23 protein-coding genes and 1 pseudogene are annotated in these 24,599 nt (G+C 64.1%); 13 read left to right on the top strand and 11 right to left on the bottom strand.

Annotated elements, in window-relative coordinates:
* Window positions 1–49: 49 nt before the first annotated feature.
* The gene (gene rho / locus CAG22_RS00940) at window positions 50–1,309 is read right to left on the bottom strand and encodes a transcription termination factor Rho (RefSeq protein ID WP_003253661.1); all 1,260 of its coding nucleotides are present in this window, start codon (window positions 1,307–1,309) and stop codon (window positions 50–52) included.
* A gap of 373 nt (window positions 1,310–1,682) precedes the next feature.
* Window positions 1,683–2,009 (bottom strand): thioredoxin TrxA, encoded by a 327-nt coding sequence (gene trxA, locus CAG22_RS00935; RefSeq protein WP_012274768.1) that lies wholly within the window; start codon window positions 2,007–2,009, stop codon window positions 1,683–1,685.
* Between the two features lie 256 nt (window positions 2,010–2,265).
* Here trxA and ppx point away from each other — a divergent pair, with 256 nt between their 5' ends.
* Window positions 2,266–3,768 (top strand): exopolyphosphatase, encoded by a 1,503-nt coding sequence (gene ppx / locus CAG22_RS00930; protein WP_085704399.1) that lies wholly within the window; start codon window positions 2,266–2,268, stop codon window positions 3,766–3,768.
* On the opposite strand, the gene ppk1 is transcribed toward ppx, so the two are convergent.
* The gene (ppk1, locus tag CAG22_RS00925) at window positions 3,755–5,998 is read right to left on the bottom strand and encodes a polyphosphate kinase 1 (RefSeq protein WP_084785300.1); all 2,244 of its coding nucleotides are present in this window, start codon (window positions 5,996–5,998) and stop codon (window positions 3,755–3,757) included. The two genes, ppx and ppk1, sit on opposite strands and share 14 nt — an antisense overlap.
* 213 nt (window positions 5,999–6,211) lie before the next feature.
* Here ppk1 and CAG22_RS00920 point away from each other — a divergent pair, with 213 nt between their 5' ends.
* Window positions 6,212–6,856, top strand: a complete 645-nt coding sequence (locus CAG22_RS00920; RefSeq protein ID WP_085704029.1) for a DedA family protein — start codon at window positions 6,212–6,214, stop codon at window positions 6,854–6,856.
* Window positions 6,857–7,357: 501 nt separating this feature from the next.
* On the opposite strand, the pseudogene CAG22_RS28670 reads toward CAG22_RS00920, so the two are convergent.
* Window positions 7,358–7,786: pseudogene (locus CAG22_RS28670) on the bottom strand (sterol desaturase family protein); the annotation flags it as partial.
* Between the two features lie 310 nt (window positions 7,787–8,096).
* On the opposite strand from CAG22_RS28670, the gene elbB reads away from it, so the two are divergent.
* Window positions 8,097–8,756 carry an isoprenoid biosynthesis glyoxalase ElbB gene (gene elbB, locus CAG22_RS00910; RefSeq protein WP_025341066.1) on the top strand — a complete coding sequence of 220 codons (660 nt, stop codon included), beginning with the start codon at window positions 8,097–8,099 and terminating at the stop codon, window positions 8,754–8,756.
* Window positions 8,757–8,935: 179 nt separating this feature from the next.
* Here the strand turns inward: elbB and CAG22_RS00905 are convergent, their stop codons facing one another.
* Window positions 8,936–9,388, bottom strand: a complete 453-nt coding sequence (locus CAG22_RS00905; protein WP_025341067.1) for a YaiI/YqxD family protein — start codon at window positions 9,386–9,388, stop codon at window positions 8,936–8,938.
* Window positions 9,389–9,560: 172 nt separating this feature from the next.
* On the opposite strand from CAG22_RS00905, the gene CAG22_RS00900 reads away from it, so the two are divergent.
* Window positions 9,561–12,416, top strand: a complete 2,856-nt coding sequence (locus tag CAG22_RS00900; RefSeq protein ID WP_085704024.1) for a class I adenylate cyclase — start codon at window positions 9,561–9,563, stop codon at window positions 12,414–12,416.
* 140 nt (window positions 12,417–12,556) lie between these two features.
* Here CAG22_RS00900 and rnk read toward each other — a convergent pair whose 3' ends face one another.
* The 3 genes from rnk to cyaY all read right to left on the bottom strand — a co-directional run bounded on the left by rnk (window position 12,557) and on the right by cyaY (window position 13,672).
* Window positions 12,557–12,967: a nucleoside diphosphate kinase regulator gene (gene rnk, locus CAG22_RS00895; protein WP_025341069.1), complete on the bottom strand. Its 411-nt coding sequence runs from the start codon at window positions 12,965–12,967 to the stop codon at window positions 12,557–12,559.
* 146 nt (window positions 12,968–13,113) lie between these two features.
* A complete protein-coding gene (locus CAG22_RS00890) occupies window positions 13,114–13,338 on the bottom strand; it encodes a DUF1289 domain-containing protein (RefSeq protein ID WP_013974742.1) in 225 nt (74 codons plus the stop codon).
* Window position 13,339: 1 nt separating this feature from the next.
* Window positions 13,340–13,672: an iron donor protein CyaY gene (cyaY, locus tag CAG22_RS00885; RefSeq protein WP_004575827.1), complete on the bottom strand. Its 333-nt coding sequence runs from the start codon at window positions 13,670–13,672 to the stop codon at window positions 13,340–13,342.
* A gap of 311 nt (window positions 13,673–13,983) precedes the next feature.
* Between cyaY and CAG22_RS00875 the strand changes: the two genes are divergently transcribed.
* Genes CAG22_RS00875 through CAG22_RS00850 form a run of 6 tightly spaced genes read left to right on the top strand, consistent with a single transcriptional unit; the run spans window position 13,984 to window position 18,603 of the window.
* Window positions 13,984–14,196: a lipoprotein gene (locus tag CAG22_RS00875; protein WP_052970498.1), complete on the top strand. Its 213-nt coding sequence runs from the start codon at window positions 13,984–13,986 to the stop codon at window positions 14,194–14,196.
* Between the two features lie 9 nt (window positions 14,197–14,205).
* Window positions 14,206–15,453 carry a diaminopimelate decarboxylase gene (gene lysA / locus CAG22_RS00870; protein ID WP_013974743.1) on the top strand — a complete coding sequence of 416 codons (1,248 nt, stop codon included), beginning with the start codon at window positions 14,206–14,208 and terminating at the stop codon, window positions 15,451–15,453.
* A gap of 4 nt (window positions 15,454–15,457) precedes the next feature.
* Window positions 15,458–16,288 carry a diaminopimelate epimerase gene (dapF, locus tag CAG22_RS00865; RefSeq protein WP_075046727.1) on the top strand — a complete coding sequence of 277 codons (831 nt, stop codon included), beginning with the start codon at window positions 15,458–15,460 and terminating at the stop codon, window positions 16,286–16,288.
* 13 nt (window positions 16,289–16,301) lie between these two features.
* The gene (locus tag CAG22_RS00860; RefSeq protein ID WP_015272252.1) at window positions 16,302–17,012 is read left to right on the top strand and encodes a DUF484 family protein; all 711 of its coding nucleotides are present in this window, start codon (window positions 16,302–16,304) and stop codon (window positions 17,010–17,012) included.
* The gene (xerC, locus tag CAG22_RS00855; protein ID WP_013974746.1) at window positions 17,012–17,911 is read left to right on the top strand and encodes a tyrosine recombinase XerC; all 900 of its coding nucleotides are present in this window, start codon (window positions 17,012–17,014) and stop codon (window positions 17,909–17,911) included. Before CAG22_RS00860 ends, xerC begins: the two co-directional genes overlap by 1 nt.
* A complete protein-coding gene (locus CAG22_RS00850; protein ID WP_013974747.1) occupies window positions 17,908–18,603 on the top strand; it encodes an HAD family hydrolase in 696 nt (231 codons plus the stop codon). Before xerC ends, CAG22_RS00850 begins: the two co-directional genes overlap by 4 nt.
* A gap of 180 nt (window positions 18,604–18,783) precedes the next feature.
* Here the strand turns inward: CAG22_RS00850 and sutA are convergent, their stop codons facing one another.
* The 3 genes from sutA to glnK all read right to left on the bottom strand — a co-directional run bounded on the left by sutA (window position 18,784) and on the right by glnK (window position 21,259).
* Window positions 18,784–19,113, bottom strand: a complete 330-nt coding sequence (gene sutA, locus CAG22_RS00845; RefSeq protein ID WP_013974748.1) for a transcriptional regulator SutA — start codon at window positions 19,111–19,113, stop codon at window positions 18,784–18,786.
* Window positions 19,114–19,542: 429 nt separating this feature from the next.
* A complete protein-coding gene (locus tag CAG22_RS00840) occupies window positions 19,543–20,874 on the bottom strand; it encodes an ammonium transporter (RefSeq protein WP_025341075.1) in 1,332 nt (443 codons plus the stop codon).
* A gap of 46 nt (window positions 20,875–20,920) precedes the next feature.
* Complete coding sequence (gene glnK / locus CAG22_RS00835) at window positions 20,921–21,259, bottom strand: P-II family nitrogen regulator (RefSeq protein ID WP_002555808.1); 339 nt, start codon at window positions 21,257–21,259, stop codon at window positions 20,921–20,923.
* Between the two features lie 519 nt (window positions 21,260–21,778).
* On the opposite strand from glnK, the gene CAG22_RS00825 reads away from it, so the two are divergent.
* The 3 genes from CAG22_RS00825 (at window position 21,779) to CAG22_RS00815 (ending at window position 24,053) form a co-directional block, all read left to right on the top strand.
* Entirely contained in the window at window positions 21,779–22,045 is a 267-nt protein-coding gene (locus CAG22_RS00825) for an accessory factor UbiK family protein (RefSeq protein WP_015272255.1), read from the top strand.
* A complete protein-coding gene (locus CAG22_RS00820) occupies window positions 22,046–22,399 on the top strand; it encodes a gamma-glutamylcyclotransferase family protein (protein WP_085592360.1) in 354 nt (117 codons plus the stop codon). It begins immediately after the preceding gene.
* A 163-nt stretch (window positions 22,400–22,562) separates the two neighbouring features.
* Window positions 22,563–24,053 (top strand): YifB family Mg chelatase-like AAA ATPase, encoded by a 1,491-nt coding sequence (locus CAG22_RS00815; RefSeq protein ID WP_085592358.1) that lies wholly within the window; start codon window positions 22,563–22,565, stop codon window positions 24,051–24,053.
* Window positions 24,054–24,599 lie beyond the last annotated feature (546 nt).

The following is a 24,599-nucleotide window of genomic DNA, read 5'->3' as shown; positions in this document are numbered from 1 at the left end:
CCCGCGAAGGGCCGCAAAGCGGCCCCAATTACTGCCTGGCCTGAAACGCTTACTTGCGCTTCATCGACAGGAAGAACTCGTCGTTGGTCTTGGTCTGCTTGAGCTTGTCGACCAGGAACTCGATGGCGGCGATTTCGTCCATCGGGTGCAGCAGCTTGCGCAGGATCCACATGCGCTGCAGTTCGTCGTCGGCGGTCAGCAGCTCTTCGCGGCGGGTACCGGAACGGTTGATGTTGATGGCCGGGAACACGCGCTTCTCGGCGATGCGGCGGTCCAGCGGCAGCTCCATGTTGCCGGTGCCCTTGAACTCTTCGTAGATCACTTCGTCCATCTTCGAGCCGGTTTCGACCAGCGCGGTGGCGATGATGGTCAGCGAACCGCCTTCCTCGATGTTACGCGCGGCACCGAAGAAGCGCTTTGGCTTCTCCAGGGCGTGGGCGTCGACACCACCGGTCAGTACCTTGCCGGAGCTCGGGATCACGGTGTTGTAGGCACGCGCCAGACGGGTGATGGAGTCCAGCAGGATGACCACATCCTTCTTGTGCTCGACCAGGCGTTTGGCCTTCTCGATCACCATTTCGGCAACCTGCACGTGGCGGGTTGGCGGCTCGTCGAAGGTGGAAGCAACCACTTCGCCGCGCACGGTGCGCTGCATTTCGGTCACTTCTTCCGGGCGCTCGTCGATCAGCAGGACGATCAGGTGGCACTCGGGGTTGTTGCGGGTGATGTTGGCCGCGATGTTCTGCAACATGATCGTCTTGCCCGCTTTCGGCGGAGCAACGATCAGGCCACGCTGGCCTTTGCCGATCGGGGCGCACAGGTCGATGACGCGGCCGGTCAGGTCTTCGGTGGAGCCGTTACCGGCTTCCATCTTCAGGCGCTTGTTCGGGAACAGCGGCGTCAGGTTTTCGAACAGGATCTTGTTCTTCGCGTTTTCCGGGCGGTCGAAGTTGATGGTGTCGACCTTCAGCAGGGCGAAGTAACGCTCCCCTTCCTTCGGCGGGCGGATCTTGCCGACGATGGTGTCACCGGTACGCAGGTTGAAGCGACGGATCTGGCTGGGCGAGACGTAGATATCGTCAGGGCCGGCCAGGTAGGACGCATCAGCCGAACGCAGGAAACCGAAACCATCCTGGAGAATCTCCAGCACGCCGTCACCCGAGATCTCTTCGCCGCTTTTCGCGTGCTTCTTCAGCAGGGCGAAAATCACGTCCTGTTTGCGCGAACGGGCCATGTTTTCGATGCCCATCTGTTCGGCCATTTCCAAAAGATCGGTAATCGGCTTTTGCTTGAGTTCAGTCAGGTTCATAAGGGGAGTGACGTAATCATGTAAGAAGGGAGAATTAAGCTTCTGGCTTAATGAGGCCGCGCCGCTAGATGGCGACAGGATCGCGTACTGATTCGAATTAGGGATGCTTCGGCGACGGCGTGTAGAGGGCACTGGAGAAGCAGTGCGAGGCCGAATGTAACACTTGCTTTTTTCGACGTCTAGTGGTTTTGCCCTGCCATTTTCTGCTGCAACACACCTGTCAGTAGGAGCAGCCTTGTGCTGCGAAGAGGCCATCAGCCGCAGCGACAACGTCAGCCTTACCGGCCCTTTCGCAGCACAAGGCTGCTCCTACATGGGCAAGACTGCCTTTGCAGAGGCAAAAAAAACCCCGCATCTGCGGGGCTTTTTCATATCACAGGTGGGCGTCGAGGAACGCGGCCAGCTGCGATTTGGACAGGGCGCCGACCTTGGTGGCTTCGACGTTGCCGTTCTTGAACAGCATCAGCGTCGGGATACCACGCACGCCGTGCTTGGCCGGGGTTTCCTGGTTCTCGTCGATGTTCAGCTTGGCGACGGTCAGTTTGCCCTCGTAGGTAGCAGCGATGTCGTCCAGAACCGGAGCGATCATCTTGCATGGGCCGCACCATTCAGCCCAGTAGTCGACCAGCACCGGGCCTTGAGCCTGCAGTACGTCGGCTTCGAAGCTGGCGTCGGTGACGTGTTTGATTTTGTCGCTCATGGAAATCTCCAAGGTCGTAAGCAATAAAAAACGTTGCCCATCATAGCCGCACCCGTCTCCTACAGGAAGCCGCGGACGATTGAGTGTAACTATAGTTGTGCAAGACGCCACGAATCGAAACTGTCATACAAACGTCATAGCATCGAATGGCACATTGCCTTGCATCAAGGCCAGCTCAACGGCTATGTACCACGCGTTGGCGACAGCCTGCTATCGTGGCACGATTGCCGGGTTAACGACCGAGAACAACCAGATCATGCCGCAAACCATCGCGAAGAACCTGTCCCTGATCGCCGCCATCGACCTTGGCTCCAACAGCTTTCACATGGTCGTGGCCAAGGCCCACCATACCGAAATCCGCATTCTCGAGCGGCTCGGCGAGAAGGTTCAGCTGGCCGCTGGCATCGACGAAGAACGCAAGCTCAGTGAAGAGGCAATGGAACGAGGCCTGGATTGCCTCAAGCGCTTTTCCCAACTGATCAACGGCATGCCGGCAGGCTCGGTGCGCATCGTGGGTACCAACGCCTTGCGCGAAGCGCGCAACCGCAACGAATTCATCCAGCGCGCCGAAGCCATCCTTGGCCACCCGGTCGAAGTGATCTCCGGCCGTGAAGAAGCGCGCCTGATCTACCTGGGTGTGTCGCACACCCTGGCCGATACACCCGGCAAGCGCCTGGTGGCCGATATCGGCGGCGGCAGTACCGAGTTCATCATCGGCCAGCGCTTCGAGCCGCTGCTGCGCGAAAGCCTGCAGATGGGCTGCGTCAGCTTCACCCAGCGCTACTTCCGCGACGGCAAGATCACCCCGGCCCGCTACGCGCAGGCCTACACCGCCGCGCGCCTCGAGCTGATGAGCATCGAGAATGCCCTGCACCGCCTGACCTGGGACGAGGCCATCGGCTCGTCCGGTACCATTCGTGCCATCGGCGCCGCCATCAAGTCAGGCGGCCTGGGCAATGGCGAGGTCAACGCCGAGGGGCTGGCCTGGGTCAAGCGCAAGCTGTTCAAGCTTGGCGAGGTCGACAAGATCGACTTCGAAGGCGTCAAGCCGGACCGCCGCACCATCTTCCCGGCGGGCCTGGCGATTCTCGAAGCGATCTTCGATGCCCTGGAACTGCAGCGCATGGACCACTGCGACGGCGCCCTGCGCGAAGGCGTGCTGTTCGACCTGCTGGGCCGCCACCACCACGAAGACGTGCGCGAACGCACCCTGAACTCGCTGATGGAACGCTACCACGTGGACCAGGGCCAGGCTGCGCGCGTCGAGCGCAAGGCATTGCACGCCTTCGACCAAGTGGCCGACGCGTGGGACCTCAAAGCCGGGAATTGGCGCGATCTGCTGGGCTGGGCGGCGAAAGTGCACGAAATCGGCCTGGATATCGCCCACTACCACTATCACAAGCACGGTGCCTACCTGATCGAACACTCCGACCTGTCGGGTTTCTCCCGCGAGGACCAGCAGATGATGGCCTTGCTGGTGCGCGGCCACCGCCGCAACATCCCCAAGGACAAGATCGCCGAGCTGGGTGAGGAAGGGGTCAAGCTGCTGCGCCTGTGCGTGCTGCTGCGCTTCGCCATCCTGTTCCACCACATCCGTGGCAACCAGCAGATGCCGAAGGTCGAGCTCAAGGCTGCCGACAGCAGCCTGGATGTGGCCTTCCCTGAGGGCTGGCTGGAACAGAACCAGCTGACCCAGGCCGACTTCGCCAACGAGGCGGAGTGGCTGGCCCGGGTCGGCTTCGTCCTCAGCGTACGTTGAGGACCGGGTTGCTCAGGCGCTCCAGCAGGGTCGCCTGGGCACTGCGCGGGTTCTGGTTGCCGGTTGGCGTGCTGCGCACGTAGCGCCCGTCCGGCTGCAGGGTCCAGGCGTGGGTGTTGTCGGTCAGGTAGCCTTCCAGCTCCTTCTTCACCCGCAGCAACAGCTTCTTGCCTTCCACCGGGAAGCAGGTCTCGACACGCTTGTCGAGGTTGCGCTCCATCCAGTCGGCACTGGACAGGTAGATCTGCTCTTCGCCGCCATTGAGGAAGTAGAACACCCGCGTGTGCTCGAGGAAGCGGCCGATGATCGAGCGCACCTGAATGTTGTGCGAAACCCCCGGAATGCCTGGGCGCAGGCAGCACATGCCACGCACCACCAGGTCGATCTTCACGCCCGACTGGCTGGCCTTGTACAGCGCCTTGATGACCTTGGCGTCGGTCAGCGAGTTGAACTTGGCGATGATATGCGCCGGCTTGCCTTCGAGGGCGAACTGGGTTTCCCGCGCGATCATGTCGAGCATGCCCTTCTTCAGGGTGAACGGCGCGTGCAGCAGTTTCTTCATGCGCAGGGTCTTGCCCATGCCGATCAGCTGGCTGAACAGCTTGCCGACGTCCTCGGTGAGGGCGTCGTCGGAGGTCAGCAGGCTGTAGTCGGTGTACAGGCGGGCGTTGCCGGCGTGGTAGTTACCGGTGCCCAGGTGCGCATAACGCACGATCTCGCCCTGCTCGCGGCGCAGGATCAGCATCATCTTGGCGTGGGTCTTGAAGCCGACCACGCCGTAGATCACCACCGCACCGGCCGCTTGCAGGCGGCTGGCCATCTGCAGGTTGGACTCTTCGTCGAAGCGTGCCCGCAACTCGATCACCGCAGTGACCTCCTTGCCGTTACGCGCCGCGTCCACCAGCGCGTCGACGATTTCCGAGTTGGCCCCGGAACGGTACAGGGTCTGGCGCACGGCAAGCACGTGCGGGTCCTTGGCGGCCTGGCGCAGCAGGTCGATCACCGGGGTGAAGGACTCGAACGGGTGCATCAGCAGGATGTCCTGCTTGCCGATCACGCTGAAGATGTTGTCGGCGTTCTGCAGCAGCTTGGGGATCGCCGGGGTGAACGGCGTGTACTGCAGCTCGGGGTGGCTGTCCAGACCGGTGATGCTGAACAGGCGGGTAAGGTTGACCGGGCCGTTGACCTGGTACAGCTCGCTTTCGCTGAGGCTGAACTGCTTGAGCAGGTAGTCCGACAGGTGTTTCGGGCAGGTGTCGGCCACCTCCAGGCGCACGGCGTCACCGTAGCGGCGCGAGAACAGCTCGCCGCGCAGGGCGCGGGCCAGGTCGTCGACCTCTTCGGAGTCCAGCGCCAGGTCGGCGTTACGGGTCAGGCGGAACTGATAGCAGCCCTTCACCTTCATGCCCTGGAACAGGTCGTCGGCGTGCGCATGAATCATCGACGACAGGAATACATAGTTGGCGCCCGGGCCACCCACCTCTTCCGGCACCCGGATGACCCGCGGCAGCAGACGCGGGGCCGGGATGATCGCCAGGCCCGAATCGCGGCCGAAGGCGTCGACACCCTCGAGCTCGACGATGAAGTTGAGGCTCTTGTTCACCAGCAGCGGGAACGGGTGGGTCGGGTCGAGGCCGATCGGGGTGATGATCGGGGCGATTTCGTCGCGGAAGTAGCGGCGCACCCAGGTCTTGAGCTTGGGTGTCCAGTAACGCCGGCGGATGAAGCGGATATGGTGCTTTTCCAGCTCTGGCAGCAGCACGTCGTTGAGGATCGCGTACTGGCGCTCCACTTCGCTGTGCACCAGGTCGCTGATGCGTGCCAGCGCCTGGTGCGGCTGCAGGCCGTCGGCACCGGCCTGCTCACGGGCGAAGTTGATCTGCTTCTTCAGGCCGGCGACGCGGATCTCGAAGAACTCGTCGAGGTTGCTGGAGAAGATCAACAGGAACTTGAGGCGTTCGAGCAGCGGGTAGCTCTCGTCCAGCGCCTGTTCCAGCACACGGATATTGAACTGCAGCTGCGAGAGTTCGCGATGAATGTACAGGCTGCTGTCGTCCAGGCCTGGGATGATGATTGCAGGGGCCGGCGCGGGGGCCGGAGCCGCAGTTTCTGCCACCGGTTCCGCGGCAGGCAGGGGCGCCGGCGGCAGGTCTGGCGGGGTCTGCACCATCTCTTCGGGGAGCTCCTGGGCATCCTTGATCGCGACAGGGGTTAGCACTTCATTATTCATCTGGCGTTCCTGAGGACGTTAACGCCCTATCATCTATTGAGCGGCAAGATAAGCGCCCATTATGACGCCTGTGTTACATGCCAGGGCAAGCCATGGCGCGTGGCTTCTGGCATTCTCCGAGCAGGAATTGTTCATGTCGAGACACATTTGGACACTTTCACGAACGCGCGCGAAGGGGTAGGCTTCGCGTTCATTTCGCCAGCACCTCAGAAAATGCTTCAACAATTCCTGCAGGATTTCGGCTACTTCGCCCTTTTTCTAGGCACCTTCTTCGAAGGCGAGACCATTCTGGTGCTTGCGGGATTCCTTGCGTTCCGCGGTTACATGGACATCAACCTGGTGTGCCTGGTGGCGTTTTTCGGCAGCTATGCCGGCGACCAGCTGTGGTACTTCATGGGCCGTCGCCACGGGCGCAGGATCCTGGCACGCAAACCGCGCTGGCAGGCGATGGGTGACCGGGCGCTGGACCACATCCGTCGCCATCCCGACATCTGGGTGCTGAGTTTCCGCTTCGTGTATGGCCTGCGCACGGTCATGCCGGTGGCCATTGGCCTGTCCGGCTACCCGCCACGCCGCTATCTGCTGCTGAATGGTCTTGGGGCGGCCATCTGGGCAGTGGCCCTGGGCGCGGCCGCGTATCACTTCGGCGCCATCCTCGAAGGCCTGCTGGGCAACGTGAAGCGCTACGAGCTATGGGTGCTCGGTGGCCTGTTGGCGCTGGGCGGCCTGCTGTGGCTGCGCCGGCGCTTCCGCACGTTGCGCGCGGAGCGCAAGGCGGCGGGCAAGGCCCAGGCCCCAGAGGCTGAGCAGGCTGTAAGCCACGAGCAGCAACCAGGCCAGCGGCACGACCACCGCTAGGCCCAGTGCGCCGGCCAGGTACAGCGCCGGCGCATTCGCAAGCAGCCGTACCAGCTCCAGGCGCACGGCCCATGGCCGGTTCTCCAGCAGCGCGCCAAGCACGAACAAGCCAAACGCCATCAGCGCCCAGCCGAGTACCAGGGCGGCGGTTGGCACGCGTTCGGCCACCTCCATCAGATAGCTGCCCAGCGCCACGTAACCCACGAATTGCGCCGCCACATAGGCCTGCTGCGGACGGCCCAAGGCAACCTCGAACTTGCGAAACAACGCCAGGTCCTGCTTGGCCTGCGGGTAGCGTGCGGCCACATCGGCCGGGCGCCAGCCGGTGGGCATGAACCAGATGCGCAGTTTGTCCCACAGGCTGCCGGCGCGACGGGCGTCGTGCCAGAGCTGGGCATAGAACTGCAGGTTGGCCCACAGCGGGTTCCAGCTGGCCAGCGGCGTGGTCACCCCGAACACCACCGGCTCGGCCGGGTCTTCCTCTTTGAAGGTGCCGAACAGACGATCCCAGAGAATGAACACGCCGCCGTAATTGCGATCCAAGTAAGCAGGATTTTGCGCATGGTGGACGCGATGGTTGGATGGCGTGATCAACACCCACTCAAGCCAGCCCAGCTTGGGAATGTGCCGGGTATGCACCCAGAACTGGTACAGCAGGTTGAGCGACGCCACCGTGATGAACACCAGCGGCGGCACACCGAGCAACGCCAGCGGCAGGTAGAACAGCCACGAGAAGATGAACCCGCTGCTGGTCTGGCGCAGCGCCGTGGTGAGGTTGTATTCCTCGCTCTGGTGATGCACCGAGTGCGCAGCCCACAGCACGTTGCGCTCGTGGCCAAGACGATGCAGCCAGTAGTAGCAGAAGTCGTACAGGACAAAGGCCAGCAGCCACACCCACCAGGCCTGCGGCGGCAGGCGCAGCAACGCCATGTGCTCGAACGCCAGGGTATAGGTCACCAGCCCCACCCCTTTGGTCAGCAACCCGGTACTGGTCGACAGCGCACCGGTGCTGAGGCTGTTGATCGAGTCGGCCAGGGTGAAGTTGCGCTGGCCGCGCACACGGTCGGCCAGCAGTTCGACGGCGATCAGCACGAAGAAGAACGGCACGGCCAGCAGGATCAGGTCCATGGGTACGACCTCAGGTGTTATCCGCCAAGATTAGGCCGCGCTTGCAGGAATCCCTATGGCTACATCTGCCAAACTAGAGGACATTTAGCGCCTCGACACTGGAGTAAAAAGCATGACAAAAAAAGTAGCGGTGATTCTTTCCGGCTGTGGCGTTTATGACGGCGCCGAAATCCACGAAAGCGTGATCACCCTGCTGCGCCTCGACCAGCGTGGTGCGCAGGTGCAGTGCTTCGCGCCGAACATTGCGCAGATGCATGTGATCAACCACCTGACCGGCGAGGAAATGCCCGAATCGCGCAATGTGCTGGTGGAGTCGGCGCGCATTGCCCGCGGCGAGGTCAAGGACATCCGCGAGGCCAAGGCCGAAGACTTCGATGCGCTGATCGTGCCGGGCGGTTTCGGGGCGGCGAAGAACCTGTCCAACTTTGCCGTGGAAGGCGCCAACTGCAGCGTCCACCCGGATGTACTGGCCCTGGCCGAAGCCTTTGCCGATGCCTGCAAGCCAGTTGGCCTGATCTGCATCTCGCCGGCGCTGGCGGCGAAGATCTACGGGCCAGGCGTGGTCTGCACCATCGGTACCGACGCCGGCACCGCGGCGGCCGTGACGAAGATGGGTGGCACCCATGAAGAGTGCGATGTGCACGATATTGTCGAGGACACCCAGCGCAAGCTGGTGACCACCCCGGCGTACATGGAGGCCAAGTCGATCAGTGAAGCGGCTGGCGGGATCTACAAGCTGGTGGACCGGGTGCTGGAGCTGACGCACGAATAACGGGTGCAAGATTCAGAATCTGACGCGGTCCCTGTGGGAGCGGCCTTGTGTCGCGAAAGGGCCGCAGCGCGGCCCCGGCAATTTATGCGGCGAAGCTGAAATCCTGGGGCCGCTTCGCGGCCCTTTCGCGACACAAGGCCGCTCCCACACGTCGTGTCCATCCCGCCAGCCGGGTCGCTTCAGGCTCTGGACAACCGGGCAATGATCCGGTCCAGCGCATTGGCAAACGCCTGCTTCTCGCGCTCGCCATAAGGCGCCTGCCCTCCCCCCACCTGGCCCTGCTCGCGCAGCTCGGTGAACAGGTTGCGCGCCGCCAGCCGATCACCCATGTTGCGCTCGTCGAACTCGCGCCCGCGCGGGTCCAGTGCCGCCACGCCCTTTTTCACCAGGCGGTCGGCCAACGGCACGTCACTGCAGATCACCAGCTCGCCAGGCACGGCGTGCTCCACCAGGTAATCATCGGCCGCGTCCATGCCGCTGGGCACCACGATCAGGCGCACGATCGCGAACGCCGGCTTGGCCACAGCCTGGCCCGCCACCATCACTACCTCGAACTTGCGCTTGAGGGCGAACTTGACGATCAGATCCTTGGCCGCCTTGGGGCAGGCGTCGGCATCGATCCACACACGCATCGGAAAACCTCGCAATCAGCTTGAGGCCCCCATCATGCCTCAAGCGCAATGAAAGCTGCAGCCGCCGCCCACGCGCGCTGGGAAAATGGCGCCAATATTTCAATTGCCGCTTATCCGACCCCGCCACTCAGGCTACACTCGCCACAGCTCCGCTGGCCTGCCCGAGTGCGCAATGAACCACCCCCACGAAATCCGCCCCGACCTGGACGAAGGCATCGACCGCAAGGTCCTGGCGACATTGCGTGCGCGCTTCCTGCGACTCAACCAGGGCCGGCTGCAGCGGGCCCTGGAGGGCCTGTCGACGCGCCAGCAACAGGTGCTGACGCTGCTGCCGCTGCTGTTTCATGTAAACCACCCGTTGCTGCCGGGCTATGTCTCCGGCAGCACCCCCGCCGGCGTATCGGGCTACGAGCCAAGCGCCGACCTGGTAGTCGAGGCCCAGCGCCTGGCCCGCTCGTTCACCTACAAGGCCCGCCATGGCAACCCGCCGCGGCCGATCCACGGACTGTTCCTGATGGGCAGCCTGGGCTCGCTGGCCCAGGCCGAGCACAGCGACATGGACATGTGGGTGTGCCATGCACCCGGTCTGGCCGACGAGCTGCTGGGCGAGTTGCGCCGCAAATGCCAACTGCTGGAGGCATGGGCGGAAAGCCTGGGTGCCGAGGCACACTTCTTCCTGATCGACACGCAAGGTTTCGCCCAGGGCCAACGCGAGGGCCAGCTCGGTTCCGACGATTGCGGCACCACCCAGCACTACCTCCTGCTGGACGAGTTCTACCGCACCACTATCTGGCTGGCCGGGCGCACACCACTGTGGTGGCTGGTGCCGGTCTACCAGGAACACGATTACCACGCCTATACCCAGACCCTGCTTTCCAAGCGTTTCATCCGCAGCCAGGACGCCCTCGACCTCGGCAACCTGGCGCACATTCCGCCCGGCGAGTTCGTCGGCGCCGGCTTGTGGCAACTGTTCAAAGGCATCGACTCGCCCTACAAGTCGCTGCTCAAGCTGCTGCTGACCGAGGCCTATGCCAGCGAACACCCCGCAGTACGCTGCCTGAGCCTGGACTACAAGCAGGCGGTGTTTGCCAACCAGCTCGACCTCGACGAGCTGGACCCGTACGTGATGGTGTACCGGCGCATCGAGCGCTACCTGCTGCAGCGTGGTGAACACGCGCGCCTGGAGTTGGTGCGGCGCAGCCTGTACCTGAAGGTGAACAAGAAGCTCAGCGACCCGGCCCGGGCCAATGGCTGGCAACGCCGGCTGTTGCAGCGCCTGACCGACGAGTGGGGCTGGGACGAGCGCCAGTTGGCCCTGCTGGACAGTCGCAACCAATGGAAAGTGCAGCAGGTTGCCGTCGAGCGCCGCGAGCTGGTGGCCGAACTGAACCACAGCTACCGCTTTCTCAGCCAGTTCGCCCGCACTCAGAACGCCAGCAGCCGCGCCGACCAGCGCGATCTCAATGTGCTGGGCCGGCGCCTTTACGCGGCCTTCGAGCGCCGCGCCGGCAAGGTCGAAGTGATCAACCCCGGTATCGCCCCGGACCTGGCCGAAGGCACCCTCACCCTGGTCCAGGCGCCTAACCGCAAAGAGCCCGGCAGCCACCACTGGGAGCTGTACACCGGCAACCTGAGCCCCCATGAGGTGGACCACTTCAGCCCGCTCAAGCGTTGCCGCGAACTACTCGAACTGCTGACCTGGGCCCATCGCAACGGGGTGATCGACAGCAGCACGCGTCTGGCGCTGCACCCGGGTGTCAGCGACCTCAGCGAATTCGAGCTGTTCAACCTGGTCGGCTGCCTGCAGCAGAGCATCCCCCTGCCCTTGCCGACCGTCAGCGAAGTACGCCTGCTGCAACCCAGCGTTGCCGACGAGGTGCTGCTGCTGGTCAACGTCGCCATCGACCCACTGCGCCACCACCGCGACCTGAACATCCTGATGACCACCGAGCGTACCGACTCGTTGAGCTATGCAGGCGTGCGCGAAAACCTGGTCCTGACCCTGGACCAGGTCACCCTCAACAGCTGGAACGAGGTACTGGTCCAGCGCTATGACGGCGAGCACGCGCTGGTGCGCTGCCTGCGCGACTTCCTCAACAGCCCCGTGCTGCGCGGCCACCGGCCGAGGGTGCGGGTGCGCTGCTTCTGCCACAGCCGCGCGCAGGCCATCGGCCAACGCGTGGAGGAAATCTTCGACACCGTGCAGCTGCTGCTGGACCAGGGCCTGAGCCACCGCTACCTGCTGCAGGTGGCCCAGCACACCCATGTGCTGGAGCTGCTGGCCGGGCATGTCGGCCTCACCACCCTGGCCGAGCACGAGGCACTGCTGGACCACCTGGGCGAAGAACGTAGCGCCTACAGCCCGCTGTACCTGGATGCCAACGCCCTGCAGGACCACGACCTGCACCTGGTGCTGGAGCAGGGCCGGCCGGCCTGCATCCAGGTGTTCTACCGCCTGCAGGGTGGCTGGGCCGAGCTGTACGTGCTGGATGAATACAATGCCCTGTGGCAGCAACGCCTGCCCCTGCACGACGAAGCCCACCTGCTGTTGCCTCTGCAGCGCTTTCTGCGCTCGGTGGTGATGCGCCGTGATGCCCGGCTGCCGCTGGACACCCAGCGCGCGGCCTCACTGGACATCCACTACGCGCAACTGTTGCCTTCCGGGCCAGGCAAGGCGCGCAGCATCGAGCCGCGCCAGGCCCCGTTCGAGGGTAGCGACCAGCCTTACTATGAGGTGCAGGCGATCATCCAGGCCGGGGTGGCGGGTGCGGCGCACGTGACGCTGTATTGCGACCAGCAGGAGTTTTCCGAACTGGAGCATGGTGAACAGCTGTATGCGGTAGCGGCCCGGCAGATCATCGGGCAGCGACGTGGCGCAGGGCAGTATCGCTGCTACATCACTGACCTGGATTTGTCCGAGTTGCTGGATGACCGGCTGGGGTCGACGCAGCTGTACCTGCGCTACAAGCGGGAGCTGGAGCAGGCTTTGAACGAGGGGTTGGAGCAGGTTTTGGCGCAAGAGGCTTGAATTGCCGGGGGCGCGTTGCACCCCTTTCGCGACACAAGGCCGCTCCTACATCGATCGTGCAAACCCAATTCATGGGGGCTACGCGGACATTGTAGGAGCGGCCTTGTGTCGCGATGGGCCGCAAAGCGGCCCCCTGGCCCTTACAGGTCAAAATCGCCCGCCGCTTCCGGCTGGTATTCCACTTCCAGCAGCTTCAGCTTGAGGGTCTTGCCCCCCGGCGCCGGCCAGTCGATCTGCGCGCCCACCGACAACCCCAGCAAGGCGCAACCGATCGGCGCCAGGATCGAGACCTTGCCTTCCGGCCCGGCATCCTTCGGGTACACCAGGGTCAGGTGGTAGTCCTTGCCGCTGGCTTCCTCACGGCAGTGCACGCGCGAGTTCATGGTCACCACGCCAGCCGGGACTTCCTCGTGACCGACCACCTGCTCGGCGCGGTCCAGCTCGTCCTGCAGGGCGAGCACACCCGGCGTACTCTCGTCGAGGCTGTCGATCAGACGCTCCAGACGTTGTACGTCCAATCGGGTGAGGATGAGGGAAGGCTTGGTGCTCATGATCCAGTCAGACTCCTTTGAACAGGCGGTTTTCATCGTGCAGATAAAGCAAAACCCCGCCCAAGGGCGGGGTTTGTGAAGGCTTTGGCGTCACCGACGCAGAACCCGACGTTACCACAGCCGGGTAAATACTCAAGCCCCTGCGATCAGTGTGCCTTAGCCTGGTCGCGCAGGGCCTGGGCCTCGCGGCAGATCTGCCGGCGCCGTTCGTCATCGGCCGAACGCCATTCGCGGATGTGCTCGACATGCCGGTGGCAACCCGTGCAGACCCGCTGTTCGTCCAGCCGGCAAACGCTGATGCAGGGCGACGGTACTGCGGGGCTGACGTTGCTGTAGAGCGGCTTGGGCGGCCGGGCCTGGGTGCTGCTCATGTCAGATCTCGTCGAAGTCCAGCTTCTCGCCGGCCCGCTCCCAGACGATGCGCTCGAGCATTTCGCCCAGCAGCTCCTCGCTCTTCTCGCACACCCACTTGCCGCTGTCTTCGTCGTAGTCGAAGTGGAAACCGCCGGAACGGTCGGCCAGCCACAGCTGGCGCAGCGGCTCCTGGCGGCTGAAGATCAGCTGGGCGCCGCCTTCGAACTTGACGGTGAGGACGCCAGCGGAGTTCTCCATGTCCAGGTCCAGGCCGCTCTCGTCGAACAGGTCTTCCAGGGCCTGTTGGGTCGCGTCGACCAGATCATGGAAACGCGCTTCACTCAAACTCATTGCAGGAACCTCGAAATTGGCTGCGTTACAGGCAAGCCCGGCAAGATACGGGCGCTTGCCGCCGAATGCAAAGGTTTAGCCGCTACCTTCACTGGCATAAACTCAAAGCCTGTGGGAGCGGGCATGCCCGCGAAGCAGACGCCGCGGTGTGTGGCACCGGCTTTGCCGGTGTTCGCGGGCAAGCCCGCTCCCACAGGGGCCCTTGCAGGCGGTAAGAATAGCCCGCCCGGCGGGCCGGCCCTTGCATAGGCAAGCCGTCGGTCGCTCGGTATACTCGGGCGCAATACTGCATATTTCTAAGGATTTCACCCATGAAGCGCCTGATTTCCTCCCTCGCGGCGCTGGTCGCTGTTGCCTGCCTCGTTTCGGCCTGCGGCCAGAAAGGCCCGCTGTATCTGCCAGAGGACGGCGATAACGGCAAAGCGCACAAGTCGCACCAGCACCAGCCAAAAGCCAAGCCGGCCCCGGTACAAGAGCAGCAGCCAGAGCCGGAGCTCGAGCCCGAGCAGTCGCCAGCGCAGTAAGGAAACCAGATGAACGCTTTCAACTACCGCGACGGCGAGCTGTTCGCGGAAGGCGTGGGCCTGTCGGCCATCGCCGAACGCTACGGCACCCCGACCTACGTGTATTCGCGCGCCCACATCGAGGCCCAGTACCGTAGCTACGCCGACGCCCTGCAAGGCACCGAGCACCTGGTGTGTTTCGCGGTCAAGGCCAACTCCAACCTCGGCGTGCTCAACGTGCTGGCGCGCCTGGGCGCAGGCTTCGACATCGTCTCCGGCGGTGAGCTGGAGCGCGTGCTGGCCGCTGGCGGCCGTGCCGACCGCGTGGTGTTCTCCGGTGTCGGCAAGACCCGCGACGACATGCGCCGCGCCCTGGAAGTCGGCGTGCACTGCTTCAACGTCGAATCCACCGACGAACTGGAGCGCCTGCAAGTGGTGGCCGCCGAGATGGGCAAGGTTGCCCCGGTCTCGCTGCGGGTCAACCCGGACGTCGACGCCGGTACCCACCCGTACATCTCCACCGGCCTGAAAGAGAACAAGTTCGGCATCGCCATCGCCGACGCCGAGGCCATCTACGTGCGGGCCGCGCAGTTGCCGAACCTGGAAGTGGTCGGCGTCGACTGCCACATCGGCTCGCAACTGACCACCGTCGAGCCTTTCCTCGATGCCCTCGACCGCCTGCTGGTGCTGGTCGACCGCCTGGCCGAGTGCGGCATCCACCTGCGCCACCTGGACCTGGGTGGCGGTGTCGGCGTGCGTTACCGCGATGAGGAGCCGCCGCTGGTGGCCGACTACATCAAGGCGATCCGCGAGCGCGTCGGCGACCGCGACCTGGCCCTGGTGTTCGAGCCGGGCCGCTACATCGTGGCCAACGCCGGCGTCCTGCTGACCCGCGTGGAATACCTCAAGCACACCGAGCACAAGGACTTCGCCATCATCGATGCGGCGATGAACGACCTGATCCGCCCGGCCCTGTACCAGGCCTGGATGGGTGTCAGCGCGGTCAAGCCACGCGCAGGCGAAGGCCGTGCCTACGACCTGGTCGGCCCGATCTGCGAGACTGGCGACTTCCTCGGCAAGGACCGCGTGCTGAACCTGGCCGAAGGTGACCTGCTGGCCGTACAGTCCGCGGGCGCCTATGGTTTTGTCATGAGCTCCAACTACAACACCCGTGGCCGTTGCGCTGAAATCCTGGTCGACGGCGACCAGGCCTTCGAAGTACGCCGCCGCGAGACCATCGCCGAATTGTACGCTGGCGAAAGCCTGCTGCCGGAGTAAGCCCATGCTGCTGCGTTTTACCAAGATGCATGGGCTGGGCAACGACTTCATGGTCCTCGACCTGGTCAGCCAGCACGCGCACATCCAGCCCAAGCACGCCAAGCAATGGGGTGACCGCCACACCGGCATCGGCTTCGACCAGTTGCTGATCGTCGAGGCGCCGAACAACCCGGAAGTGGACTTCCGCTACCGCATCTTTAATGCCGACGGCTCCGAGGTCGAGCAGTGCGGCAACGGTGCGCGCTGCTTCGCCCGCTTCGTGCTGGACAAGCGCCTGACCGCGAAAAAGCGCATCCGCGTGGAAACCAAGAGCGGCATCATCGAGCTGGACGTGCAGAACGACGGCCAGATCAGTGTCGACATGGGCCCACCGCGCTTCATCCCTGCCGAAATCCCCTTCGTCGCCGACGAGCAGGCGCTGAACTACCCACTGGAAGTCGACGGCCAGGTGCATTCGATTGCCGCCGTGTCCATGGGTAACCCGCATGCCGTGCTGCGTGTCGACGATGTGCGTACCGCCCCTGTGCACCAGCTGGGCCCGAAGATCGAAAACCACCCACGCTTCCCGCAGCGGGTGAATGCCGGCTTCCTCCAGGTCATCGACCGCCACCGCGCCAACCTGCGTGTGTGGGAACGTGGTGCGGGCGAAACCCAGGCCTGCGGCACCGGCGCCTGCGCCGCCGCCGTGGCGGCGATCAGCCAGGGCTGGATGGACTCCCCGGTATCCCTCGACCTGCCTGGTGGCCGCCTGCACATCGAATGGGCCGGCCCCGGCAAGCCCGTGCTGATGACCGGCCCGGCCGTACGCGTCTACGAAGGACAGGTTCGTCTCTAAGCGAGTAACCGCCATGACCGATCAGCCCCAGGTTGTACCCCAGCAGTCCGCCGAGCTCGATGCCGAAGCGGTGGTCGCGTACCTGCGCGCCCACCCCACCTTCTTCGCCGAGCACGACGAGCTGCTGATCGAACAGCGCATCCCGCACCAGCGTGGCGACAGCGTGTCGCTGGTAGAGCGCCAGCTCAAGCTGCTGCGCGACCGCAACATCGAGATGCGCCACCGCCTGTCGCAACTGATGGACGTGGCCCGCGACAACGATCGGCTGTTCGACAAGACCCGCCGGCTGATCCTCGACCTGCTCGACGCCGGCAGCCTGGAAGAAGTGGTGATGGCGGTCGAAGACAGCCTGCGCCAGGAATTCCAGGTGCCCTTCGTCAGCCTGATCCTGTTCGGCGAAAACGTCGCGCCGGTCGGGCGCTGGGTCAGCAACGCCGAAGCGCAGCAGGCCATCGGTGCCCTGCTGGGCGGCGGCAAGACGGTCAGCGGCAACCTGCGCGAACACGAGCTGGCCTTCCTGTTCGGTGAAGAACAGCGCCGGGAAGTGGGCTCCAGCGCCGTGGCTGCCCTGGAATACCAGGGCCTGCACGGGGTGCTGGCGATCGGCAGCCGCGACCCGCAACACTACAAGAGCAGCGTCGGCACCTTGTTCCTTGGCTACATTGCCGAGGTGCTTGGCCGCGTTGTGCCACGCGTTACCCAGACCCTGCGCCCGGTACGCTGATGGAACGCCAGCTGGAGGCTTATTGCGCACACCTGCGCAACGAGCGCCAGGTGTCCGAGCACACCCTGCTGGGCTACCGTCGCGACCTGGACAAGGTGGTCGCCTACTGCAAGGAGCACGGCATTGCCGATTGGCAGGCGCTGCAGATCCAGCAGCTGCGCCAGCTGATCGCCCGCCAGCACCACCACGGCCAGTCCTCGCGCAGCCTGGCCCGGCTACTGTCGGCGGTGCGTGGCCTGTACCGCTATCTCAACCGCGAAGGCCTGTGCCAGCACGACCCGGCCAGCGGCCTGAGCGCGCCCAAGGGCGAACGCCGGCTGCCCAAGGTGCTGGACACCGACCGCGCCCTGCAACTTCTCGATGGCGGTGTCGACGATGACTTCATCGCCCGTCGCGACCAGGCCATACTCGAACTGTTCTATTCGTCAGGCTTGCGCCTGTCCGAGCTGACCAACCTCGACCTCGATCACCTGGACCTCGCCGCCGGCCTGGTGCAGGTGCTGGGCAAGGGCGGCAAGGCTCGCGTGCTGCCGGTCGGCCGCAAGGCCCGCGAAGCCTTGCAGGCCTGGTACCGCCTGCGCGGCATCGGCAACCCGCGCGACCGCGCGGTGTTCATCACCCGCCAGGGCAACCGCATCAGCCCACGGGCCGTTCAGCAACGGGTGAAGGCAGCCGGTGAGCGCGAGCTGGGCCAGCACCTGCACCCACACATGCTTCGCCACTCCTTCGCCAGCCACGTGCTGGAATCGTCCCAGGACCTGCGCGCAGTGCAAGAGATGCTCGGCCATGCCGACATCGGCACCACGCAGATCTATACCCACCTGGACTTCCAGCACCTGGCCGCGGTGTACGACAGCGCCCACCCTCGGGCCAAACGCAGCAAAGGCACAGACTCATGAGCATCAAGCTGATCACCTTCGACCTCGACGACACCCTGTGGGATACCGCGCCGGTGATTGCCAGCGCGGAAGTCGTGCTGCGCGACTGGCTCGAAGCCAACGCCCCAATCCTTGGCGGCGTGCCGGTGGAGCACCTGTTCGCCATTCGCGAGCGCCTGGTGCAGGCCGAACCCGGTCTGAAGCACCGCATCAGCGCCCTGCGCCGACGGGTGCTGTTCCATGCCCTGGAAGAAGTCGGCTACAGCGAAAAGCATGCGCAGGAGCTGGCCAACGAAGGTTTCGAAGTATTCCTGCATGCCCGCCACCAGGTGGAGATCTTCCCGGAGGTGCAGCCCGTGCTGGAGATCCTGCGCCATCACTACACCTTGGGCGTGGTCACCAACGGCAATGCCGACGTGAGCCGGCTGGGGCTGGCGGACTATTTCCGCTTTGCCCTGTGTGCCGAGGACCTCGGCATCGGCAAGCCGGACCCGGCGCCGTTCCTCGAAGCCCTGCGCCGCGGCGACGTGGAGGCCAGCGCGGCGGTGCACATCGGTGACCACCCGGGCGATGACATCGCCGGCGCCCAGCGCGCCGGGCTGCGTGCGGTGTGGTTCAACCCGCAGGGCAAGGCGTGGGTAGGCGAACAGGCGCCGGACGCCGAGATCCAGCGCCTGTCGCAGTTGCCCGACATCCTCGCGCGCTGGCGCTGACAGGGGCCGCTTCGCGGCCCATTCGCGGGCACGCCCGCTCCCACAGGTTCACCTCCCCCTCAGCTTCTGCGCGATCCTTGTGGGAGCGGGCGTGCCCGCGAAGAGGCCGGCACAGGCAACCCATAACCCGCAGGCACAAAAAAGCCCGCAGCGACGGCGGGCTTTTTTTCGATCAGCCACTCAGATAGGGCGGCTGCCGTACTTGTTGTCCGGCTTCTTGGGCGGGTCGGCGACCACATTGGCCTCGACTTCCTGAACCTTGCCGCCGCGAGCGAGGAACTCTTCCATGGCCTTGGCCAGGGCGTCACGCTCCTTCTGCTTGGCTTCCATGCTCGGCATCTCGTCTACCGAGACCGCGGCCTTGGATTTGCCCTTGGCAGCGGGTGCCGGGCTGCTGTCGTCATCGCCAGCGTCTTCGGCGCCGTCATCAGCTGCCGCTTCGAGGCCTTCATCGCCCTCGTCTTCGTCGCCTACTTCGAGGTCATCATTTTCCAGATCGTCGTCGCTCATGTTCTACCTCATGACTTGCGAAAAGCAGGTTAGTTATAGACCAGTGCAGCCGTAGACCGGCAGCCACCAGTGAAAATTCAACTGGCCGTGGGTTAGGCCACTGCCCTAGGGTCGGCGCTCCTGATGGGAGGCGGCACCCAGCAGGCCCTGCTCCTGGCAGGACCTGACAAATCCTTTAGCCCCTGCTGGCCACACGCTATTGGCAAGCCTAGCAAAGGCTGGCGAAGCGTGTGGACTACTCGTCAAACACCCTTCGGCGCGCATTCTAGCGCGCCAGCAGAAAAAGCAAAGCACCATGAATGCTCTGCGTTTTGTAAGATTTCCGCCTACGTCGCGAACGTGTCGGATAAACCGTTTGCCGTGCGGGAAATGCTAAAAATCTGGCAAAAAAATGCCCGGCAAGCCGGGCAAGTTTTTACCGCGTCGCAGTTACAGGTTGTAGCCGCGCTCGTTGTGCTGAGCCAGGTCGAGGCCGACCGACTCTTCTTCTTCGCTGACCCGCAGGCCCATCACCACATCCAGCACCTTGAGGATCACGTAAGTGACGATGGCGGTGTAGACCACGGTGAAGATCACGCCCTTGGCCTGGATCCAGACCTGCATGCCGATGTCGGTGACGGCACCGAAGCCGCCCAGCGCCGGGGCTGCGAACACGCCGGTGAGGATGGCGCCGATGATACCGCCGATGCCGTGCACGCCGAAGGCATCCAGCGAGTCGTCATAGCCCAGCTTGCGCTTGAGGCTGGTGGCGCAGAAGTAGCAGACCACACCCGAGACCAGGCCGATCACCAGGGCGCCCATCGGGCCTACGGTACCGGCAGCCGGGGTGATGGCGACCAGGCCGGCGACCACACCCGAAGCGATGCCCAGGGCGCTTGGCTTACCGTGGCCGATCCACTCGGCGAACATCCAGCCCAGGGCCGCGGCGGCGGTGGCGATCTGGGTCACCAGCATGGCCATGCCGGCGGTGCCGTTGGCGGCAGCGGCAGAGCCTGCGTTGAAGCCGAACCAGCCGATCCACAGCATGGCCGCGCCCATCAGGGTGTAGCCCAGGTTGTGCGGGGCCATCGGGGTGGTCGGGTAGCCCTTGCGCTTGCCCAGCACCAGGCAGCAGACCAGGCCAGCGATACCGGCGTTGATGTGCACCACGGTGCCGCCGGCGAAGTCCAGCACGCCCCAGTCCCACATCAGTGCACCGTCACCGCTCCAGACCATGTGCGCGATCGGCGCGTAGACCAGGGTGAACCAGATGCCCATGAACACCAGCATCGCGGAGAACTTCATGCGCTCGGCGAAGGCACCGACGATCAGCGCCGGGGTGATGATGGCGAAGGTCATCTGGAAGGTGATGAATACCGCTTCAGGGAACAGCGCGGCAGCCGAGGTCAGGTTCGAGGGCGTGACGCCGCTGAGGAACGCCTTGGAGAAGCCGCCGACGAAGGAATTGAAATTGAGCACGCCCTTTTCCATACCGGTGGTATCGAAGGCCATGCTGTAGCCGTAGACGACCCAGAGAATGCTCATCAGGCCAGTGATTGCAAAGCACTGCATCATCACCGACAGCACGTTCTTGGATCGCACCATGCCGCCATAGAACAGGGCCAGGCCCGGAATGGTCATGAACAGCACCAGCGCCGTTGCGGTCAGCATCCAGGCGGTGTCGCCGGAGTTCAGCGCTGGGGCAGCTTCCTCTGCCAGGGCAAGCCCGGGCATTACGAGGGACAATAGGGCTCCTAGCCCTGCGATCTTACGCAGAGTCATGTTGTTTTCTCCTGGGGCGTTGGGTTTGGTGAGGCTTTGTTGCTGCTTAGATCGCGTCGGTATCGGTTTCGCCGGTACGGATACGGATCGCCTGCTCCAGATTCACCACGAAAATCTTGCCGTCACCGATCTTGCCGGTGTTGGCTGCCTTGGTGATGGCTTCGATTACCCGATCAAGGTCCTTGTCATCGATGGCGACATCGATCTTCACCTTGGGCAGAAAATCGACCACGTATTCAGCACCGCGATACAGCTCGGTATGGCCCTTCTGCCGACCGAAGCCTTTGACTTCGGTGACGGTGATGCCCTGCACGCCGATTTCCGACAGCGACTCGCGCACGTCGTCCAGCTTGAACGGCTTGATGATGGCTGTGACTAGCTTCATGAAACTCTCTCCCGATTTGGTGGACTTGCCCCAGGAAAACAAACCCGTCTCAAGTCTAAGCGCAGCGCTTGGCTTTGTAACGCGTCGTCGGCATCCGGCTCCGCGTGCGCACTGCCTGGTCACAAGGAACTGCATCAGTGCATGGCTCGCAGTGGTCTTTGCAGAAACCTTGCCAGTTCCGTCAAAGCACGGGAAAACAGTGAGTTATGTGAATCAGTCGGGATTGGCCAGTCGCCAGCATGCGTAACATGCACAATTTCGGTGCATCCCGACCTGGCGCGTTGCTCGAAAAATGTGCAACCGCGTGGCGAGGGCGAATGATTTTTGTGGGAGCGGCCTTGTGTCGCGAAAGGGCCGCACAGCGGCCCCGGCAATGCATGCTGCGCAACCGATATCCCGGGGCTGCTGCGCAGCCCTTTCGCGACACAAGGCCGCTCCCACAAGGACCAATGTGCAATCAAGGGCCAGGTTCGCCCGTGCTACACTGCCGGCCATTTCCCAGTATCAGTGGACAGCCCCATGCTCGCGCCCAAAGCCCTTCTCGATGCCCTGAGCGACCAGGCATCGCGCCTGTTCAGCAGCGATACCGCCCAGCCCCGCGCCGAACTGGAAAGCCAGTTCAAGGTGCTGATGCAAGGTGCCTTCAGCAAGCTGGACCTGGTCAGCCGCGAAGAATTCGACAGCCAGATGGTCGTACTGGCGCGCACCCGCGCACGCCTGGAGGCTTTGGAAAAACAAGTGGCCGAGCTGGAAGCCCGGCTGAACCCGACCCCACAGGATGAGTGAATGCAACCCTCCAGCGCATACCCGGTACTGTTGTTTTCCTACGGCACCTTGCAGGACAAGGCCGTGCAGCTCGCCAACTTCGGCCGCGAACTGAGCGGCCAAGCCGACTGTATGCTGGGCTACCGCCAGGACTGGGTCGAGATCACCGACCCGGCCGTGCTGGCAGCCAGCGGCAAGTCCCATCACCCTATCGTCGCTCCCAGCAGCCAGGCAGACGACAGCGTGGCCGGCATGGTCTTCCAGATCAGCGAAGAAGAGCTGGCAGCGGCGGATCGCTATGAAGTCGCAGACTACAAGCGCGTGGCCGTAACGCTCGCATCGGGCCTGACCGCCTGGGTTTATGTACGCGCCTGAGCCCTTCCGGCGCACAGCAGGCACGAACCCGACGGGGTGACAATGCAGGGGAACCCCCCTGCCTGAAAAACCAGGACGCACACTTCTTTCGCCGGCCCGGGCCGTGCTCGCTATTCTTGCAAAGCCGCAGGAAGCGGCCCTCTTCAGCGACAACGGAGCGTCCATGTCCCTAGCCCTCGTCCACAGCCGCGCCCAGGTGGGCGTGCAGGCACCGGCGGTCAGCGTCGAAACCCACCTGGCCAACGGCTTGCCCCATCTCACTCTGGTCGGTCTACCGGAAACCACGGTCAAAGAGAGCAAGGACCGGGTACGCAGCGCCATCGTCAACTCCGGGTTGAACTATCCGCAACGGCGCATCACCCAGAACCTCGCCCCCGCCGACCTGCCCAAGGATGGCGGGCGCTATGACCTGGCCATTGCCCTGGGCATCCTCGCCGCCGATGGCCAGGTACCAACGGCCACCCTTGCCGAGGTCGAATGCCTGGGCGAACTGGCGCTGTCTGGCAAGTTGCGCCCGGTGCAGGGCGTGCTGCCCGCGGCACTGGCGGCACGCGAAGCAGGCCGGGCGCTGGTGGTGCCGCGGGAGAATGCCGAGGAAGCCAGCCTGGCAGGCGGGCTGGTGGTGTATGCAGTGGGGCACCTGTTGGAACTGGTCGCCCACCTGAACGGCCAGGTGCCGTTGCCACCGTATGCCGCCAACGGCCTGATCCTGCAGCAACGTCCGTACCCGGACCTGAGCGAGGTGCAGGGCCAACTGGCGGCCAAGCGTGCGCTGCTGCTAGCGGCGGCCGGGGCGCACAACCTTTTGTTCACCGGGCCTCCCGGTACCGGCAAAACCTTGCTTGCCAGCCGCTTGCCGGGGCTGCTGCCACCACTGGACGAGCACGAAGCACTGGAAGTGGCGGCGATACAGTCGGTCAGCGGCCATACGCCACTGAGCAGCTGGCCGCAGCGGCCCTTCCGCCATCCGCACCACTCCGCCTCCGGCCCGGCACTGGTCGGCGGCAGCAGCCGGCCGCAACCGGGTGAAATCACCCTCGCCCACCATGGCGTGCTGTTTCTGGATGAACTCCCTGAATTCGAGCGTCGCGTGCTGGAAGTGTTGCGCGAACCGCTGGAGTCGGGCGAGATCGTGATTGCCCGGGCCCGCGACAAGGTGCGCTTCCCCGCACGTTTCCAGCTGGTGGCGGCAATGAACCCCTGCCCTTGCGGCTACCTGGGCGACCCCACTGGCCGCTGCCGCTGTAGCACCGAGCAGATCGCGCGGTATCGCAACAAGCTGTCCGGGCCATTGCTGGACCGTATCGACCTGCACCTGACCGTGGCCCGGGAGAGCACCACGCTGAACAACCAGCCCTGCGGCGAGACCAGTGCCGATGTGGCGGCCAAGGTAGCCGAGGCACGTGAACTGCAACAGCGGCGGCAAGGGTGTGCGAATGCATTTCTCGACCTTGAGGGGTTGCGCCGCCATTGTGGCTTGGCAGCGGCGGACCAGGCCTGGCTGGAGGGCGCCTGTGAACGGCTGACCCTGTCGTTGCGCGCGGCACACCGGTTGCTGAAGGTGGCGCGGACCCTGGCGGATCTGGAAGGTAGCCAGGCAATTGGCCGGGCGCATCTGGCCGAGGCCCTGCAGTACCGGCCGGGGAGCAGTTAGATTGCCGGGGCTGCCTTGCAGCCCATCGCCGGCAAGCCAGCTCCCACCCCGACCGCATCGGCCTCAAGCCATGCGCAGTCCCTGTAGGAGCCTGGCTTGCCAGCGATGAGGCCAGTACAGGCAGTGCAAGACTGTTTCTCCCACACCGAATACATCGGCCCAAAGCCTAGCGCAGTATCTGTGGGAGCCTGGCTTCCAGCGATGAGGCCAGTACAGGCAGTACCAGACAGTTTCTCCCACACCGAGTACATCGGCCCAAAGCCTAGTGCAGTACCTGTGGGAGCCTGGCTTGCCAGCGATGAGGCCAGTACAGGCAGTACCAGACAGTTTCTCCCACACCGAATACATCGGCCCAAAGCCTAGTGCAGTACCTGTGGGAGCCTGGCTTGCCAGCGATGAGGCCAGTACAGGCAGTACAAGACAGTTTCTCCCACACCGAATACATCGGCCCAAAGCCTAGTGCAGTACCTGTGGGAGCCTGGCTTGCCAGCGATGACGCCAGTACAGGCAGTGCAAGACAGTTGCTCCAACACCGAATAAAGCGGC

Origin of the sequence: Pseudomonas sp. B8(2017) (assembly GCF_002113575.1) — a bacterium.
In the GTDB taxonomy this organism is placed as follows: Bacteria; Pseudomonadota; Gammaproteobacteria; order Pseudomonadales; family Pseudomonadaceae; genus Aquipseudomonas; species Aquipseudomonas putida_Z.
Note: the sequence above shows the minus strand (reverse complement) of the source record. Positions and strands in the feature narration are given on the sequence as shown.